The organism is Chitinimonas violaceus, assembly GCF_052601015.1.
This window is the reverse complement of record NZ_JBQXDJ010000001.1, coordinates 81,456-99,594: the sequence shown is the minus strand read 5'-3', so window position 1 is coordinate 99,594 and position 18,139 is coordinate 81,456. Positions and strand designations below refer to the sequence as shown.

Annotated in this window: 20 protein-coding genes; 7 read left to right on the top strand and 13 right to left on the bottom strand. The window is 53.2% G+C overall.

Going from position 1 to position 18,139, the window contains the following annotated elements:
• Positions 1–534: 534 nt before the first annotated feature.
• The gene (gene eptB, locus ACUHMQ_RS00425) at positions 535–2,145 is read left to right on the top strand and encodes a kdo(2)-lipid A phosphoethanolamine 7''-transferase (protein WP_445293459.1); all 1,611 of its coding nucleotides are present in this window, start codon (positions 535–537) and stop codon (positions 2,143–2,145) included.
• Positions 2,146–2,265: 120 nt separating this feature from the next.
• Here eptB and ACUHMQ_RS00420 read toward each other — a convergent pair whose 3' ends face one another.
• From ACUHMQ_RS00420 to ACUHMQ_RS00410, 3 genes are all read right to left on the bottom strand, one after another.
• Positions 2,266–2,949, bottom strand: coding sequence for a helix-turn-helix transcriptional regulator (locus ACUHMQ_RS00420; protein WP_445293458.1), 684 nt, complete (start codon positions 2,947–2,949; stop codon positions 2,266–2,268).
• Between the two features lie 63 nt (positions 2,950–3,012).
• A complete protein-coding gene (locus ACUHMQ_RS00415) occupies positions 3,013–3,378 on the bottom strand; it encodes a VOC family protein (protein WP_445293457.1) in 366 nt (121 codons plus the stop codon).
• 109 nt (positions 3,379–3,487) lie between these two features.
• Complete coding sequence (locus ACUHMQ_RS00410; protein ID WP_445293456.1) at positions 3,488–4,504, bottom strand: class I SAM-dependent rRNA methyltransferase; 1,017 nt, start codon at positions 4,502–4,504, stop codon at positions 3,488–3,490.
• Between the two features lie 169 nt (positions 4,505–4,673).
• On the opposite strand from ACUHMQ_RS00410, the gene ACUHMQ_RS00405 reads away from it, so the two are divergent.
• Both ACUHMQ_RS00405 and ACUHMQ_RS00400 read left to right on the top strand, forming a co-directional pair.
• Positions 4,674–4,868 (top strand): Lar family restriction alleviation protein, encoded by a 195-nt coding sequence (locus ACUHMQ_RS00405; RefSeq protein WP_445293455.1) that lies wholly within the window; start codon positions 4,674–4,676, stop codon positions 4,866–4,868.
• A 31-nt stretch (positions 4,869–4,899) separates the two neighbouring features.
• Positions 4,900–5,493: an IMPACT family protein gene (locus ACUHMQ_RS00400; RefSeq protein ID WP_445293454.1), complete on the top strand. Its 594-nt coding sequence runs from the start codon at positions 4,900–4,902 to the stop codon at positions 5,491–5,493.
• Positions 5,494–5,764: 271 nt separating this feature from the next.
• Here the strand turns inward: ACUHMQ_RS00400 and ACUHMQ_RS00395 are convergent, their stop codons facing one another.
• The 7 genes from ACUHMQ_RS00395 to metE form a co-directional block, all read right to left on the bottom strand.
• Positions 5,765–6,112: a RidA family protein gene (locus tag ACUHMQ_RS00395; protein ID WP_445293453.1), complete on the bottom strand. Its 348-nt coding sequence runs from the start codon at positions 6,110–6,112 to the stop codon at positions 5,765–5,767.
• A gap of 41 nt (positions 6,113–6,153) precedes the next feature.
• Complete coding sequence (locus tag ACUHMQ_RS00390; protein WP_445293452.1) at positions 6,154–7,035, bottom strand: tyrosine recombinase XerC; 882 nt, start codon at positions 7,033–7,035, stop codon at positions 6,154–6,156.
• A gap of 10 nt (positions 7,036–7,045) precedes the next feature.
• Positions 7,046–7,702: a DUF484 family protein gene (locus ACUHMQ_RS00385; protein WP_445293451.1), complete on the bottom strand. Its 657-nt coding sequence runs from the start codon at positions 7,700–7,702 to the stop codon at positions 7,046–7,048.
• Positions 7,703–7,996: 294 nt separating this feature from the next.
• Positions 7,997–8,830: a diaminopimelate epimerase gene (gene dapF / locus ACUHMQ_RS00380; RefSeq protein WP_445293450.1), complete on the bottom strand. Its 834-nt coding sequence runs from the start codon at positions 8,828–8,830 to the stop codon at positions 7,997–7,999.
• Between the two features lie 112 nt (positions 8,831–8,942).
• Positions 8,943–9,338: a CoA-binding protein gene (locus ACUHMQ_RS00375; RefSeq protein WP_445293449.1), complete on the bottom strand. Its 396-nt coding sequence runs from the start codon at positions 9,336–9,338 to the stop codon at positions 8,943–8,945.
• 61 nt (positions 9,339–9,399) lie between these two features.
• The gene (locus tag ACUHMQ_RS00370; protein WP_445293448.1) at positions 9,400–9,930 is read right to left on the bottom strand and encodes a phosphatase PAP2 family protein; all 531 of its coding nucleotides are present in this window, start codon (positions 9,928–9,930) and stop codon (positions 9,400–9,402) included.
• 117 nt (positions 9,931–10,047) lie between these two features.
• Positions 10,048–12,384, bottom strand: coding sequence for a 5-methyltetrahydropteroyltriglutamate--homocysteine S-methyltransferase (gene metE, locus ACUHMQ_RS00365; RefSeq protein ID WP_445293447.1), 2,337 nt, complete (start codon positions 12,382–12,384; stop codon positions 10,048–10,050).
• A gap of 107 nt (positions 12,385–12,491) precedes the next feature.
• On the opposite strand from metE, the gene ACUHMQ_RS00360 reads away from it, so the two are divergent.
• The 4 genes from ACUHMQ_RS00360 to ACUHMQ_RS00345 all read left to right on the top strand — a co-directional run bounded on the left by ACUHMQ_RS00360 (position 12,492) and on the right by ACUHMQ_RS00345 (position 15,865).
• Entirely contained in the window at positions 12,492–13,412 is a 921-nt protein-coding gene (locus ACUHMQ_RS00360) for a LysR family transcriptional regulator (protein ID WP_445293446.1), read from the top strand.
• Positions 13,413–13,738: 326 nt separating this feature from the next.
• Entirely contained in the window at positions 13,739–14,302 is a 564-nt protein-coding gene (locus ACUHMQ_RS00355; RefSeq protein WP_445293445.1) for a TetR/AcrR family transcriptional regulator, read from the top strand.
• A 66-nt stretch (positions 14,303–14,368) separates the two neighbouring features.
• Positions 14,369–14,866 (top strand): DUF4442 domain-containing protein, encoded by a 498-nt coding sequence (locus ACUHMQ_RS00350; RefSeq protein ID WP_445293444.1) that lies wholly within the window; start codon positions 14,369–14,371, stop codon positions 14,864–14,866.
• A 177-nt stretch (positions 14,867–15,043) separates the two neighbouring features.
• Positions 15,044–15,865, top strand: coding sequence for a crotonase/enoyl-CoA hydratase family protein (locus tag ACUHMQ_RS00345; protein WP_445293443.1), 822 nt, complete (start codon positions 15,044–15,046; stop codon positions 15,863–15,865).
• 67 nt (positions 15,866–15,932) lie between these two features.
• On the opposite strand, the gene ACUHMQ_RS00340 is transcribed toward ACUHMQ_RS00345, so the two are convergent.
• Genes ACUHMQ_RS00340 through ACUHMQ_RS00330 form a run of 3 tightly spaced genes read right to left on the bottom strand, consistent with a single transcriptional unit; the run spans position 15,933 to position 18,089 of the window.
• On the bottom strand, positions 15,933–16,661 hold the full coding sequence (locus tag ACUHMQ_RS00340) for an amino acid ABC transporter ATP-binding protein (protein ID WP_445293442.1): 729 nt from the start codon (positions 16,659–16,661) through the stop codon (positions 15,933–15,935).
• 19 nt (positions 16,662–16,680) lie between these two features.
• Positions 16,681–17,340, bottom strand: a complete 660-nt coding sequence (locus tag ACUHMQ_RS00335) for an amino acid ABC transporter permease (RefSeq protein ID WP_445293441.1) — start codon at positions 17,338–17,340, stop codon at positions 16,681–16,683.
• Entirely contained in the window at positions 17,340–18,089 is a 750-nt protein-coding gene (locus ACUHMQ_RS00330; protein WP_445293440.1) for an amino acid ABC transporter permease, read from the bottom strand. The genes ACUHMQ_RS00335 and ACUHMQ_RS00330 overlap by 1 nt, the downstream gene beginning before the upstream one ends.
• Between the last annotated feature and the right edge of the window lie 50 nt (positions 18,090–18,139).

Here is an 18,139-nt window from a genome sequence, read left to right as displayed (position 1 = left end):
ATTGAGCAACCCTTGCTGCGCAGGCCCGCCGCTATTGATGTTTGAAGGCCTTGCTCGGTGTGAATGCCCAAACGAAATACCGGACTGAGAAACATAACCTGGGCAGCTGTTGACAGCATATTTTGCCGATGGGCTGGGTTTACACCACTGGCTTACTAACATCGAAATCGACAGAATATAAGAGTTTACTAATTATTAGTTATCAGAGAAATATGCTTGTGCGCCAAACTGTCGACCGAAAAGAGACTTACCAACTGTTCAACTGTGACCTCACTGTACTGGTGTCCAGCACCTATGAAAATCAACGCAATACCGTGAAGGCGATTTGGCATTGTTCGAGGGCACTCCTTCTCGCTGGCATACGATGACCTCATTACCGAGCTCACACGCTGCTTGTATGACTTATCCGATCGTACGGCTTTCCTGGAGCGTGAGTTCAACGGAAGACTGACAACCGATCCGACCCTATCTCTCATTTCATTTCTGCCACGAATCAACGGTATATCGCACTAATCAGTACTTCTAGAGGTACATATGAGTAAAAAATTCTTACTTACAGCACTATGTTGTCTTTATATATCATTATTCTTTAATATTTCAGCGTTTCATAAAACAACTGGCTCTACTCTACTTTTCTCTGGCTTTTTATTTCTTTTCTCTTTTTCCTACTTACCATTATATTGCGCTGGTTTTCTTGGAATAACGCCTCTTAGAGTCACTACATCTTTCATATTCATCACATCTTCTATCGCAAGTTACTTTGTACTTTTCTACAATACCGTCATCGATTATGGAATAATCCAAGCTGTTTTCACTACAGAAAATAGTATTATTCTAGAGGAAGTTTTAGATTCAAGATTCATTCTGTGGAACTTGGCATTTGGCATACTACCTACAGGTCTTTTGTGGAAGTATAAATTCAAAGCTTCCGTTAACTATCCATGGTTCAAATCTCCAGAGGCATGGGCATATATTCTCTCTGGCCCTGCTTGCTTACTCTACATCTTCTATTTTTTATCATCAAGCTTTGACTTATTTGAAAAATATGAAGAAGAGAGTAATTTCAAGATGGCACAGCCTGCTGTCGTAATTGCTCAAACGTACAACCCCACCAATTGGATGCTGGCGACAATCGTGTATGCCTACGATTCTTGGCGACGTTACAAAGATAAAGAAGCGTTATTTGACCCTTCAAAGCATTTTAATTATGCGTTGCCAAAATATAATGATGACGTGTTCTTAGTTGTAGTCATTGGCGAGACGGCCCGTTACGATCATATGGGTATCTTCGGCTATGCACGGAATACCACTCCACTATTAACCCAGGAAAAGGATCTGATTGCATTACGAGGGCATTCATGTGACACCATCACTCGTTCATCTCTTAATTGTATGTTTGTCCGACCTGGTGGAACCGCAGATAGCTCAATTCAATCCAGACCGATTCTTAAAGAAGAAAACGTCTTTAAAGTTTTTAAGTCTCTCGGGTTTTCTATAGATCTTTTCTCGACCCAAGGTGAAATCAAATTCTACTTAAAAACAGGTAGCGATAATTATAAATTTAGCGAGACATATGCAACCGAGGCTCATAATCTTAAGCTCCCAATATATGATTCAATAATGTTCCCAGATTTTTCTGACTCACTTAAAAAACACCCAAATGGCAAACACATAGTCATACTGCATACTATGGGGTCTCATTACAAATACTCTGCGAGATACCCAAAGTCGTTCGACCTCTTTCATCAAGATAGCCATTCGATCAGTGAGCTGGTAGATTCCTATGACAATAGTATCCTGTACACAGATTCGTTCTTATCACGTACCTTTGAAAAGCTGCGCGATAAGAAAGCGGTGCTGATTTACACCTCGGACCATGGAGAATCTCTAGGGGAAAATGGAATATTGAGGCATGGCAGTCCTAAATTAACTGCTCCTATTGAGCAGCGAAAAGTACCTTTCATTATTTGGGCTTCTGACCTGTGGTTAGCAGAAGCCAAGAATCGCGATGCATTTGAACGTATTCGCCAAAAGCAAGACAATATTATTGAGCACCAGACACTTTTTTCTTCATTGCTGGATTGCCTTGGCGTCACCTCCAATAATGGCGGCATCGAAAAGAAATATAGCTGGTGTGCTAACTGATACCTATATGGGTATCAAATAAAAAATAATTGGTGTCAATAGCAGAATTTTCTCAAAATAGAGAAGTTCGCCGAGGAATATCAAGAAAGCCTTTGCCCTCCGGATAAAGAACTCAACTAATTAATCAAACAATTCGCTTGATGCTCCAACAGCGCGTAAAGCCGCACGCAATGTCTGCTCCGGGCTTGGGCGGAAATCCTGGTCCAACACAGTAATAGTTTCGATGCGGTCCAGACGGAATTGCCGGTGTGCCGTACGCAATTCACACCACGCAACCAATGTCCAGACTTTGCCCCAGAAGAAAAGGCCCAATGGCCAGACATTACGTTGGTTGGCTTCTCCATCAGGCTTACGGTAGTACAGTTGCACCACCTTCTGCTTATCGATAGCACGGCGTAATGGGGCAAATGCCGTTTCATGTTGGCCAGGAAACGCCGGTGCGTGCAATGGCGTCATCCCCTGCAACATATCAGCTGGCAACACACTGCGGATCTTGGCCAGCGCAGCTTCTGCCGCCCGGGCCAGCTGGGGGTCACTCCAGGCAACCACCATTTCCGCTCCCAGCCGCAACGCCGCCAGCTCTTCGCGATCAAACATCAGCGGGGGTAAATCAAGCTTATGGCGCAAGACATAACCCACCCCCGCTTCACCCTCAATCGGTACGCCGCTCAAACACAGGTCGCGTACATCCCGGTAGATGGTACGTTCGGATACCTCCAACCGCTCCGCCAACCATCTGGCCGTGGTCAACCGCCTGCCACGTAGAAACTGGACGATCTGGAACAGGCGATCAGCTCGACGCATGCGAAAGCTCTTTGTGAATTAGGGCTGGGCGACGATGCACCAGCCCAACCGACCGGATGTTAATCAGCCTCTACTATGCAGGCCGACACTATTGCCTTCGGTATCGCGCATGATGGCGATCGACCCAATATCCTCACGCAAAAAAGTCTTGGGCATGAGGATTGCACCGCCCGCAGCTTCTACCCGCCCCAATACAGCATCCAGGTCTGGCGTGTTCAAGTAGACCAGCGTACCGGTCGCCTCGGGTTGCATATGCCGGCATTTCACCAAGGCACCGCCAACTCTGCTCTTACCATGTGGCAGCATGACCATCTGTACATCACCGACACTGTCATCCTCTGTCAATTCCGTCGCCAATACAGCCGCATAGAAACGCGTGGCGCGGGCAAGATCATGAGTAGGCAGTTCAAACCAGTTTGCAGCATGCATGGGAATGCTCCTGTCAGTTGGATAACACCAATTGGTGCGACACCATGCATACTAAACAGGACCTGCTGACAGCGTATTGTCAGCAGGTCTGCACACTTTTCCTACTTACTCACACACGCAGCAACACCATCTTCAGTGGGTGCTTGCCATCACTGCTAGGGAAATCAGCTTCCGGCGCAATCCATTCGTATTCACGCACTGGCCGGCCAGCCTTCGCTGCACTACGTTGCAACTGGTCAAGCCAGGCATCAGCATCCACCTGGGCGACATTGTTACAGCAAATGATGCTGCCACCCGGCGCTGTGGCCAGAAGTGCCGGCTTGAATACGCTGCTGTAATCATTGATCAGGTCCACCACCCCGAAAAGGCTCTTGGCATAGCGCGGTGGGTCCAGGAAGACCAGATCGAACTGGCGTGCTTCCAACGTAGGGAAGGGAGGCATGCGCTTACCACGCACCATTTTCGGCTGGCCTATACCTGCCAACTGGCGTACCGCGGGAAAGACATCGCTCTGTACAAACCGCGGCCGTGTCGCCAGAGTATTGAGTCGGGCATTTTCCTTCCCCACCATGATGCTCGACTCGGCAAAATCCACATTCATCACAAAGCGCGCCCCGGCCTTGGCGGCAGCAATACCCACCCCGGCGGTATAAGCGAAAAGGTTCAGCACTGATTTACCCTCGGCTTCCTGGATAACGCGGCGACGGCCGGCGCGCATATCCAGGAACAACCAGGGGTCCTGACCGGCATGACGGGCCTGGATACGGTAGTTGATGCCCAGCTCTTTTGCCTCGCGCGGCAGCATGGCTGCTTCCAATTCGGCATCTGCCAGCGCATTGCGAATACGTGAATTGGCATCACTACGATCGTTGTAAACCGTGGTGAGACCCGGCAGTACGCCAGCAAAGTAAGCACCGATGACATCCAACTCGCCTTCTGCCAATGGTGTGTGAAAGGTTTGCACGAGCAGCAGATCACCATAACGGTCCACCGTTAAACCGGGTATACCTTCCACACTGCCGTGAAATAAACGGTAGGCATTGGTTTCCTCAGCATGCAGCTGAACCAACAAATCAGCACGGTTGGCAAAGGCAGTAGCAAGCAGGCTGCGCAAGTCATTGGGCATAACGGACTCCGTGGCAGCCACAGGGGCTACACTTTTTTAAACAGGGGAATACGCCATTGTACCGGGCTGGCGTTGATTTCCCCCGCCGACTTTACCCAGCGGCCAAACCTCAAGGCAGTCAGATGGCGTACTATCACCCCCCGAGTTCGACCGTACCAGGAACATCACCATGACCGATAACCTTCCCCTCAACCCAAAGCCATGCAAAAAGTGCGGTTCGCCGGGCGAGGTTATGAAGGCAGGTTCGAATCGCTTCTGGGTCGAATGCGCCAAATTTGGCCGTAATGGCAACTGCAATGTCATCAGCGCCCAGGCCAGCACCCGCAAGGCTGCTATCCAGAACTGGAATGCCAACTGCACATAAAAACAGGCTTCAACAGCAAGCTGGAACAACAATGCCCTTTACGCTGGCAAGCCCTGCGCATTACATCCTGGAAATCAAAAAGAGCCGCTTTATCTGCTGCGTGGAACCCATGAGCGACCGGAGCACGGCGCAGACACGTGTCGCAACGCTCAAAGCCGAACACCCCGGTGCTGCACATGTCTGCTGGGCACTGTTGGCAGGCGGACAATCTGCTGCTGTGGATGACGGTGAACCATCCGGCACGGCAGGGTTGCCCATGTTGAATGTGCTGCGCCACCAGGAACTCGAAGGTGTATTGGCGACCGTGGTGCGTTACTTTGGCGGCGTGAAGCTTGGGGCGGGCGGGTTGGTCCGCGCCTACACCGATGCCGTCGCCCAAGCCCTACTGGTGGCAGACAAATTGCCCCTGCAAAAGCGGACAACCTTACGTTGCACTGTCCCTTACGCCTTGGAAGGCTTGCTACGCCGACAAATATCAGCAGCAGGCGCAACCCAGCTGAAGGTGGAACACAGCAGCCGGGTACTGTTCAGCTTCAGCCTGCTCGATCACGAAACAACCACGTTCATTGCATACTTGAATGAGGCTTGTCACGGCCAGTTGGTATGGCTGATCAATGCAGACTAAGTACCCATCCACGATCTTACTGCGCAGTCGTGATCAGGGCTCATGTGCTGTTCGAAATCCTCATGTACTCCAGTACATTCCGGTTTCTGCGCTGCGCTTCACCCTGCTGACAGCTGCTCGCGACAGATCGTGCAGGTTCAAAGTCTCGCGAGCTAAAGCAAGACAAGGCGAAAACACCCGAGGAAGCGGAATTTACAAGTGGTAAATGAGCATTCCGAGGGGGTTTTCAACGCCGTATTGCTGACGCGCAGCAGACTTTGAGAGGTTCTTACTATTTTGGTGCGGCTACAAACGCCATCTCCACCAACATATCCGGATTGACCAATTCCACCTTCAAACAGGCACGAACAGGCGCATAACCTGGGGCCAGCCATTCATCCCATATCGCATTCAACGCCGGCACATTGGCGAGGTTGGTCACGTAGATGGTGGTCATCAATAGTCTGGACTTGTCGCTACCTGCCAGTTCGAGCGTCTTTTCAGCCTGAGCCAGTACCTGTTTGACTTGTCCTCGCATATCCGCATGAAGATCTGCGGGCACTTCGACAAAATGGACCAGCCCCTGATAGACAGTTGCGTCCGACCAGCGCTGCGTAGGGTTAATACGTTGGATATCCATGAAAACCTCCCGAATTAGATCAGTACACGCGATGGAAACTTCTATTTTTTGCCCTTGGCGCGTGGATGGGCTTGGTCGTACACCGCAGAAAGCCGGTTGAAATCGAGATGGGTATAAACCTGTGTGGTGGCGATACTGGCGTGGCCCAACAATTCCTGCGTGGCCCGCAAATCGCCACTGGCCTGTAGGAAATGGCTGGCGCAGGCATGCCGCAAACGGTGTGGATGCAACTTATCGCCCAACCCGAGCTTGTCCGACCAATTCGATATCCGCATCTGCACCGCACGGGTAGTCATGCGCCGGCCGAACCGGTTCAGGAATAACGCCGTCTCGCCAGCTTGTAGTAGAACTGTACGGCAGGGTAACCAATTGGCAATTGCCGCCAGCGCTAACCGCCCAACAGGCACGATGCGCGATTTGCCACCTTTACCGCGCACTTGCAAGGTGGCGTCTGGATGTAGATCAGCAAGATTCGCTCCCACCAGTTCCGACACCCGTAAACCCGATGAATACGCTAGCTCGTACATGGCACGGTCACGCAAGGCCAGCGGATCGCCATCGTTCAGGTTATCCAGAAACCCCGCAGTCCCATCCACACTGACCGGACGTGGGAGTTTTCTCGGTGCCCGCGGTGCGCGTACTGAAGCCACCGGGTTTAGGCTAAAACCTTCTGCCTCGCGCACCAACAGGCGATACCAAGTACGCCATGCAGACAAACGGCGTGCAATAGTGCGCGCATCATGCTTCCGCTGCTTCATCTGCCGTACAAAACCGCGAATATCACGCGCTGTCAGGCTATCCAGCGGACAGCCTTCGGACAGCTCCAACAGCAGTTGCGCATCGGCCAGGTAGGCATCCCGTGTCGCTACCGACTTGCCACCTTCACCTGTCAGATACCGCTCGAATCTTTCCAGTGGCGTCATCGACCGCCACTCAATCCAGGCAACGCGCCAAAGCAGCAGACGCCAATTCGCTAATACGCGTCAGATACAACGTACCCATTTCCGGGTAGAAACGCTGTACATCTTCACTGGCCAGCACCAACAATCCGAAGGGTGCGCCATCAATCTTGAGCGCCACCTGTGCGAACGATTTCAGACGCACCGATGATTCACCCAGCCATTCACCCACTTCATCAGTGACATAAGGGCCGCAGTAAGGCGAACCCAGGCTCTGCGCGAGCTGCTGTACATCGGGACTGACTGGCGCGAATTCGCTCAGGGTCTCATCCACTTCATTACCCCATAGGCGTATGGCCACATGCGGCACGCGGAAATGTTCCTGCAGGTGGTAATTCAGCGTCGCCAACACCCCACTCAAATCCCTCGCCTGCAGCAATGCCATGCTGAGCTGATGTACCTTGTCACCAATCTGGTCGTTTTCCTCGCCAAATTGCAGCAACTCGGCCAGCTTGTTCTCGATCAGCTTGTTCTTTTCCCGCAGGGCAAGAATTTGCCGCTCGGCAATAGGAATAGCGCGGCCTCCATGGGGATGCGGAATGAATATCTCCGCGACCAGGTCGGCATATTCCTCGAAAAAGTGTGGGTTGGCTTTAAGCCAGGTAGCGACATCGGGGGAGTGAATGGACATGGCGTTTCTCATTTTCTGATTGATTTGATAGGTTCAGATCGCGAACAAGTCCTCAAAACTTGTTTACGATCTGTCGCGAGCAGCTGTCAGCAGGGTAAAGCGCAGCGCAGAAACCTAAATGTACTGGAGTACATGAGGATTTCGAGCAGCACATGAGCCCTGATCACGGTTGCGCAGCAAGATCGTCAACAGGTTCTCAGAACGATGGCAGCATAAATGCTCCGTCCAGCACATCGTAGGTGTTATAAGACAACCGACCCAAATCCCTTATTCTCAGCAAAGCTACGCAAGCACTCAAATCTCTATTTCACCTTCGAACACCGTCACTGCCGGGCCTGTCATTAGCACAGGCAGATCTGGACCAGCCCAACCAATGCTGAGGTCACCCCCACGGGTATGTACCGATACAGGGGAATCCAGCAAGCCACGGCGAATACCGGCCACCACAGCCGCACATGCCCCGGTACCACATGCAAGCGTTTCGCCCGCACTTCGTTCGAACACACGTAGGCGAATTTCGTTCCGACCGACAATCTGCATAAACCCGGCATTCACCCGTTCCGGGAAGCGGGGATGAGATTCGATAATGGGTCCGTCCGTCGCCACAGGGGCAGAATTGACATCCGCCACCACCTGCACAGCATGCGGATTGCCCATTGAAACCACGGTCACGTCGACTAACCGTTCCCCCACCTGCAAGGAGTGTGTAACCGCCTCCGAATCTGCCACGAAGGGGATATCTGCGGGCTGAAAGCGCGGCGCACCCATATCCACCGTTACCAGACCATTCTCTTCAAGTTGGGGCACGATCAAGCCCTTGGCCGTTTCGACCCGGATCGCACGTTTACGGCTCAAGCCCTTGTCATGCACAAACCGGACGAAACAGCGCGAACCGTTGCCGCATTGCTCGACTTCCCCGCCATCCGCGCCATTGAAAATACGGTAACGAAAATCCGAGTCAGGGTGATGTGGGTTCTCCACCAGCAATATCTGGTCACAACCGATACCAAAATGGCGGTCACCAATCCGCTTGAGCTGATTGGCCGTAAGCTGTAGCGATTGGCTGACGCCATCCAGCACGACAAAATCGTTGCCCAGGCCATGCATCTTGGTAAAACGGAGTTTCATGAGGGAGCCCATTACATACAACAATGGGAAGGGTTTACCGTCCACCGGGCTTGGCGTCAACCCGGTCAGGCAGATAAAAGCCTTGCGTAATCAACCATGATGCAGCGGTCCATCACCACGAAAAGTCCTGCGGACTGGGCGCGCTGAGCAGCAGAGTGGTTGAGATGCCCTGCTGAATCCAGATCGCCGGTGCACCAATGGTAATTGCGCTGTCCACTACAGCATCCACCTCTTCGGCGTTCCGGAATACATTGACGATATCCACCTTGCCCGGCACATCCTCCAGACGTGCATAGGCAGCCTGACCAAACACCGACTCAACCATAGGCCGCACCGGCACAATCTCGTAACCCCAAGCCTGCATCTGCTGTGAAACACGAAAGCTGGGCCGAGCAGGCTTGGGCGACAGGCCGACAACCGCAAGGCGGTGGCTACGCGTAAGCAGTGCACGGATTTCGTTGTCAGATGGGTTCTGGAACATGGATAGGATGATGCCACTATCGCGCATCCGATGCGACCTAGAACCTGCTTACGATCTTACTTCGCAGCAGTGATCAGGGTTCACGGTGCTAAAAAAAAGCAAACGACAGCCCTGCCAAACTTGCACCGATTGCCGCGCCGGCTACGACATCGCTAGGGTAATGCAGGCCGAGTATCGGTCTGGAAGCCGCAACCAGTACTGTGAATGGCACCAATAACCCGGCGAGCGCAGGAAAATAGGACAGGGCAACCATACTAAGGCTGAACGCATGCAGGGTATGCCCCGAGGGGAAGCTGTATTCGTCGAGTACGTCGTAGGCACGAAAGATCGCGTCGGAACGCATGAAGGGGCGAGGGCGCGAGGTAAGGCGCTTGAGCCACTTATACAACAACAGCCCTATCAGCCCCACCCCTGCCATGTGTGTAACCGCAGGTAGAGCAGACTGGCCGTTTATCAGCACCAGCCCTATCATCAGCCCATACCAGAATATCCCGTCGCCCAGCCGGCTGATGCAAGCGAAGAATCCACGCCAGACGTGATGCCGGCTGGCACGGTTACAACGCAGCGTCCAATGTTGGTCGAGTGCCAACCATTCATCACGATTCAAAGGCAGACGCATGCAGAGCCTCCAGAGAGATGTGTTGGCAAGGCAGAATACCGAGCCATCATCACCAGCCTGGAAGAAAGACATGTCCCGTGCGTGACGTCCACATGAATCTTTAGTGACGCAGACCAGTCATTCAGCCGGATGCGAACAATTACATGCTGAATGAGCAACCATCGTGGGCAAAACACTGGTGACACCAATAGAGCCGACCTCTGCCAAGCGGGCACGTACTTGTCGGGTGGCAGTCAGCATATTGCGCAGTGCAGCCTCGGTTTCCGCCCATGCCCGGGTCTTCAAGCCGCAGTCCGGGTTCACCCACAACCGTTCCGCAGGGATCACCCTCAAGGCGCGTTCCAGTAATGTTGTCATCTCCACCACCGGGGGAACCCGTGGCGAGTGGATGTCATATACGCCTGGGCCAATTTCATAGGGATAGGCAAATTCACCAAATGCATCCAGCAATGTCATCGCCGAACGTGATGTCTCTATCGTGATCACATCCGCATCCATGGCTGCAATGGCTGGCAGGATGTCCTCAAACTCCGAATAACACATATGGGTGTGAACTTGCGTCTCAGGCCGAGCACCTGCAGCGCTCAATTTGAATGCCTTTACAGCCCAGTCCAGGTAAGCCGGCCAATCCGCTTGTTTGAGGGGCAAACCTTCGCGGAAAGCCGGCTCATCAATCTGAATCACCGCGATACCGGCGGCGTCGAGTTCCGCGACCTCGTCTTGTAACGCAAGCGCCATCTGGAACGCCACTTCTGCACGCGGTTTGTCATCTCGTACGAACGCCCATTGCACCAGCGTCACCGGGCCGGTCAACATGCCTTTCATTGGCTTTTGCGTCAGTGTTTGTGCATACCGTGTCCACTCGACTGTCATCGCAGTGGGCCGACTTACATCACCCCAGATCACTGGCGGCTTCACACAACGCGAACCATAACTCTGCACCCAACCATGCTGGCAGACCGCTACACCGGCAAGCTGCTCGGCAAAATAATCCACCATGTCGCTACGCTCGGCTTCGCCATGAACCAGCACATCAATACCCAGTGCTTCCTGCCTTGCTACAGCATCGGCAATCTCGGCCTGCATCGCACGCGTGTAATCCGCCTGGGACAGCTCACCGCGCTTGAAAGCAGCACGTTGCGCCCGTATTTCACGGGTTTGGGGGAAAGAACCGATGGTCGTTGTTGGCAGTAGCGGCAAATTCAGACGGGCATGTTGTAGCAGCTTACGTTCTGCGTAACTTAACCCTCGGCCATACGCTGGCAACTCAGCCAGTCTCGCGGCAACAGCCGGGTTATTACGTGCAGGCAATGCTTGAAAACGCGCCAAGCCCAGCCGGTTAACTTCCAAGGTTTGAAAGCAGACGCTACGTCCCAGACACAGCGCCCGCGAGAGGGTAGCCAGTTCCGCCAGCTTCTGTTTCGCAAAGCTCAGTCCATCCTTGATACCATCTGCCAGCTTCGTTTCCTGTTCCAGGTCAGTTGGCACATGCAGGAGTGAGCAGCTGGGCGCAAGCCAGAGCGACTCACCCAGCCGAGCATACAAAGGCGTCAGCCTGTCGAGCGCGGCATCGAGGTCCGTTTTCCAGATATTGCGACCATCAACAATACCTACCGACAGAATCCTATCAACCGGCCAATCGGTAAATGCACTCAGCTGGCTTGGCTCGCGTACCGCATCCACATGGACACCAGCAACAGGCAATGCCTGCAATAGCGCGACCTTATCTGCCACGCCAGTGAAATAGGTAGCCAGCAGAATGCGTGGGTGAGCCTCAGCCAGCTCACGATAAACCGGTGTAAAAGCTGCTAGCCATTGCGCGTCGAGATCCAACCCCAGAATCGGTTCATCAAGCTGTACCCACTCACAACCCTCTACCTGCAGCTGCTTCAGTAGTCGCGCATAGGCTGGCACCAAGCGTGGAAGCAAGGCCAGTGCGTCGACGCCTTGTACACGCGCCAGCTTGAGCAAGGTCAATGGGCCGACCAGCTGCACCTTGGCCTGAAAACCTGCCAGCTTGGCTTCTTGCAACTCATCAAACAGCCATTGCGGGCCACCGTCAAAGCGGGTTTCCGCATCGAACTCGGGCTTCAGGAAGTGGTAGTTGGTATCAAACCATTTGGTCATCTCACACGCCGGTTGGGCAGCATTGCCACGCGCCAATTCAAAGTATTGGGCACGGCTCAACGTGGTCGGCTCGAAACCGAAACGGCGGGGAATGCCTCCAAGCAGTACGGTGGCATCCAGAATCTGGTCGTAATAGGAAAAATCCCCCACGGCAACAAAGCGCAAGCCAGCCTCCCTTTGCCATTGCCAATGGCGTAAACGCAACTCACGACCTGTTGCTTCCAACCCAGGCTGATCCAGATTGCCGCTCCAGAATTTTTCGACGGCAAACTTCAATTCACGTTGGCTGCCAATACGAGGGAAACCGAGAGTATGTGTGGTCAACATGAGCAATCCTTGAACAGTGAGTGGAAGTGAATGAGCAATTTGCATCATGGAACCAGGATGTTTATGATTCAAACGCATCTTTTTCCAGTTCTTCATCGATATTGCTCATGAACCACCAACTTGAACTACGCCACCTACGTACGATTGCAGCCTTGTTCGACGCCGGTGGTGTGGCGCGTGCGGCAGAGCGGCTTAACCTCACCCAGTCGGCGCTATCGCATCAGCTCAAGCAATTGGAAGATCATTTCGGTCTGAGTCTGTTCGAGCGTAAGTCGCAGCCACTCAAACTCAGCCCGGCAGGGCAACGCCTGCATGCTTTGGCGCAAAGTGTGCTGCCGGCCGTTGCCGATACTTGCCGCGACATTGCCCGCATACGCGACGGAGCCGCCGGCAATTTGCGCGTAGCGGTTGAATGCCATACCTGTTTCGATTGGCTGATGCCGGCCATGGATGAATTCCGGCCCCGCTGGCCGGAAGTAGAACTCGACATCGTCTCCGGCTTTCATGCTGATCCGGTGGGCCTGATCCACCAAGACGAAGCCGATGTGGCGATCGTGTCGGAGAAAGATGCCGACGAGCCGATGCATTACTTCCCGTTGTTCCGTTATGAAATCGTTGGGCTGCTTGCCAATGACCATGCCTTGGCCGGGAAGAGTCAGCTCGATGCCGCTGACTTTGCCAATGAAACCCTGATCAGCTATCCGATTCCTGACGATATGCTGGACATCATGCGTCAGGTGCTAAGGCCCGCAGGCATCACTCCCAAACGGCGCAGCAGCGAACTGACCGTGGCGATTCTGCAACTTGTCGCCAGCCGGCGTGGTGTTGCCGCACTACCAGCCTGGGCTGTAGCACCTTATCTCGAACGGCGATATGTAACTGCACTCCCGATCACAAATCAGCACCTGTATGGTGAGCTTTATGCCGCCGTCCCCAAAGGCCGAGCCGGGCTCGCTTATGTAGAAGATTTCGTAGATACCGTTAAAGCGACCTGTGCAGCAAGTCTGCCAGGTATCGAGCTACTATAAGCTAAGAACCGGATCACGATCTTACTGCGCAGCAAGATCGTAAGCAGATTCTAAGAGCCTGTTCAAAGTTTCGCGCGCTAAAGCAAGACAAGGCGGAAACAGCCGAGGAAGCGGAGTTTACGCGTGGTAAATGAGCATTCCGAGGGTGTTTTCAACGCCGTATTGCTGACGCACAGCAGACGTTGAACAGGCTCTAAGAAAATCGGTTCAAAGGCATCATACCCGGTCACAAGCGCCCTACGTCCTCACTTGCCGGCTCAAATTGCCCGTCGACTCAAACACAACCATTGCCATTCAAGCACTTGCTTGGTTACAGTGAGAGCCGTATGAACGATACCGCCAAACGTATACTCGACCTGGCCGAAGTCCTATGGTTGGAACGCGGTTTCAATGGTTTCAGCTACCAGCATCTGGCTGGCCCCATGGGCTTGAAGAATGCGGCTATCCATTACCACTATCCCAGCAAGACAGCCCTTGGAGTGGCGCTGGTTGCCCGCTTCCGCCGCCGTTTCCAGAGATCGGTAGAACACCACGCCGCAACTTGCCATGACCCGTGGGACAAACTTGAAGCGTATGTCGATCTTTTGACGGTAAATTACGCCGATAGCGAACGACTTTGTCCCACCGGCATGCTGGCTGCCGAATGGGCAACATTGCCCGATCCGGTACGGGAAGAAGCACGTGGCTTCATGCACGAACTTTACGCATGGTGCGCTAGCGTATTGCATGAAGGGGTAAGCAGTGGACACTTTCGCTTTGCCGGCAGCTGCGAAGACAAAGCCGCCCTGCTATTGGCCACCCTGCAAGGTGGTCTACAAGTTGCGCGCTTTGACCCCAGTTGGCTCGATGCGATCAAGAAGCAGCTTAGGCTCGATTTAGGTGCGCGCTAAGCCACCTGATTTTGCAGTAACCAAATAACGATTCCGGCCCCATTGCCGGACAATCTGGAAGACAGCATGGAAAAATTCAGCAACGCCTTTAGCCGTATCGTCGACAAATTCGAGAAAGTACCAGGCCCTATCCGTCGCTGGGCGCGCTCCAAGGCGCTTGGCAGTTATGTGAAGTTTGCCGGTACAGCCGGTGTGGATTTCGAGACCATCAGTACTGAGAAGGTTATCTGCCATATAAAGAATGTCAGCAAGAACCAGAACCATATCAAGGGTGTGCATGCTGCTGCTATGGCACTGCTGGCTGAAACAGCAACAGGCTTCGCGGTGGGAATGAATCTTCCCGACGATAAGCTGCCTTTGCTAAAAAGTATGAAGGTGGAGTATAAAAAACGCGCTCAGGGTGATCTGAAAGCAATTGCTGCGCTGACATCTGAGCAAATCCAAAACGTGCGCACACTGGAAAAAGGTGATGTCACTGTGCCGGTGACAGTGACGGATGAGTCGGGCAATGAACCGATTCAGTGTGAAATGGTCTGGGCCTGGATTCCTAAGAAGCGTAACTGAAATGGCATGTAGGTTATTTACCTGCGCATTATTTGTCGTAAAAGTCTGTTCACGATCTTATGAAGTGCAGGAAGCAAAATGCACTTGAGGACTACGCGGTGTAGGCACCGCGATTACAGCTGCGCTGCGAGCTGATGAACTGTTTCCAAGCGCAGCACTTCCTTATTGGATATGTCTATGTCTCTGCCACGCTATACCACGCTCAACATCACGCTTGAAAATCACGTCGCCCAGATCATTCTGAATCGGCCGGATCGCGCCAATGCGATCAATGAAGCCATGTGGCGCGAACTCAAGGAAGTGATGCACTGGCTGGATGAGGAGTCCCCTGCGCGGGTCGCCATCATCAGCGGCAACGGCGCAAACTTCTGCGCAGGCATCGACTTCACGATGCTGATGGCAGTGCAAAATCAGGTGCAGGACGAATGCCAGGGGCGGCAGGCAGAGAAGCTACGTCGACTCATCATGGGTCTGCAGGATAGTCTTACAGCGATTGAGCGCTGCCGTAAACCCGTCATTGCAGCTATCCATGGCGCATGCATCGGCGGGGGATTGGATCTGATTGCAGCCTGCGACCTGCGCTACTGCACAACCGATGCACATTTCTGCTTGAAGGAAGTCGACTTGGGTATCGTTGCCGATGTCGGCGTGTTGCAGCGGCTACCCAAGATCATCGGTGATGGTCGCACGCGCGAGCTGGCATTTACCGCAAGGGAAATTTCCGGCAAAGACGCGACACGTTATGGCCTGACTGCCCAATGCCTGAGCGATCGCGACTCACTGCTGATGGAAGTCATGTCCATTGCAGATACGATTGCCGCCAAGCCACCGCTCACCGTACGGGGCATCAAGGACAACCTCAACTATGCGCGAGACCATTCGGTGGAAGAGGGCTTGCGCTACGTAGCTACCTGGAATGCCGCCATGCTGGTGTCCAAGGATCTAGAAGCCGCTGCAATGGCGCAGATTACCAAGCAGGCACCTAATTTTCGTGATTAGTCCGCAATCCATGCTCAAAAAGAAAAAGCCCGGGATTGCCGGGCTTTTTCCTTGCATAACATTTGGCTCAGTGCTGCAGAATCTTCGATAGGAACTGCTGCGCCCGCTCGCCCCGAGGGCTGCCGAAGAACTCTTCCTTCAGGCAATCTTCCTCGATCTTGCCTTTGTCCATGAAGATGACCCGGCTGGCGACCTTGCGGGCAAAACCCATCTCATGGGTAACGCACATCATGGTCATGCCTTCATGAGCCAACTGCACCATGACATCCAGCACCTCATTGACCATTTCCGGGTCAAGCGCGGACGTAGGCTCATCGAACAACATCACAATTGGGTCCATCGCCAGCGCACGGGCAATGGCTACGCGCTGCTGCTGACCACCGGAAAGCTGACCGGGAAACTTGGCGGCATGGGCTTTCAGACCGACACGGTCTAAAAGTTTGGCGCCCTTGTCCATCGCCTCTTCGCGAGTACGACCCAATACCTTCTGCTGGGCAATCGCCAAGTTATCGGTAATCGTGAGATGCGGAAACAGCTCGAAGTGCTGAAACACCATGCCAACTCGCGAACGTAGCTTGGGCAGGTCAGTCTTAGGGTCTGCAATCGAAATACCGTCGACGATGATGTCACCCTTTTGGAATGGCTCCAGCGCATTGACGGTTTTAATCAACGTGGACTTACCCGAACCGGAAGGGCCGCAAACCACCACGACCTCGCCCTTTTTCACGTCGGTGCTGCAATCGGTCAGCACTTGGAAGTTGCCGTACCATTTAGAAACATTCTTGATGGAAATCATGGAGTAGGTCCTCAAAACCTTAGCGGATCACGGCAATCTTGGCGTGCAGACGCTTGACCAGACGCGACAACGTTAAGCTGATAACGAAGTAGATGACGGCAACAGAAACGTACATCTCGACAGGAATATTGTCGCGGTTGGCTACCTTGCTTGCGGCACCCAAAAGATCGGTCGCGCCCACCACATAAACCAGCGACGTATCCTGAAACAGGATGATGGTCTGGGTAAGCAGCAGCGGAACAACATTGCGGAAAGCCTGCGGCAGGATCACATACCGCATATTCTGGGCATACGTGAAACCCATGGCATAACCGGCCGATACCTGTCCCTTGGAAATAGACTGAATACCGGCTCGAATGATTTCACAGAAGTAGGCCGCTTCGAAAATGGCAAACGTCAGATAAGCCGACTTTTCAGCCCCCACCTGCACGCCTGTCATCAACGGTACAAGGATGTAAAACCAGAAGATTACCAACAGCAGCGGTACAGAGCGGAACAGGTTTACATAAGCGGAAGCCGCCAGATTCAACGGCTTGATGCTGGATAACCGCGCCATGGCCAGCAAAGTGCCGAACAGAATGCCAAAGCAAGTGGCAAATGCCGTGAGGGAAAGCGAATACTGAAAACCTTGCCAGAGAAAATCAGCCGAATTGCGTACGGCGGCGAAATCGAACTCCATTATTTGCCACCTCCGCTGATAAAGCCGGGTACTTGTGTGCGGCGCTCAATAAAGGCCATCAGGCGGTTAACCGAGAAAGCAAGTATCAGATAGATAAGGCTGACGATAGTCATCACCTCGATCGGATTACCAGGGGCGTACTCGCCTGTGATCTGACGCATCTGGAAAGTCAGTTCAGTAACGCCAATCGCCAATGCCACGGCGGAATTCTTGAACACGTTCATGAATTCAGAGGTCATAGGCGGGATCACGATACGGAAGGCCATGGGCAGGATGACGTAGCGATAGACCTGCGGTAATGTAAAACCCAGTGCCAGCCCGGCATTCCTCTGCCCGCTCGACAGAGCCATGATGCCGGTACGTACCTGCTCCGCCACACGTGCGCTCGTAAACAAACCAAGGCCAACCGCAGCCGTAATGAATTCCGGCATCGGCATATCCTGCTTCATCCAAAAACCGGCACTCTTTGGCAACATCTCGGGCAACACATAGAACCACAAGAAGAGCTGCACAATCAGTGGGATATTGCGGAAGAGCTCGACGTAGGCGGTGGCAGCACCTGCCAACAACTTGTTTGGCGCGGTACGCAAGGTACCTACCAATGAACCAAGCACAAGGGCCAGCACCCAAGCGCTCAAGGCAGTGGCTACCGTCCAGCCAAGGCCGGTGAGCAACCACTGATAGTAATATTCTTCCGTACCGGCCACTTGCTCAAGAATAATGGCCCAGTTCCATTGGTAATGACCCATGGAAAACTCCCCAGGATTTCTGCGCCGGCATTACCAGCCGCAAAATCTAT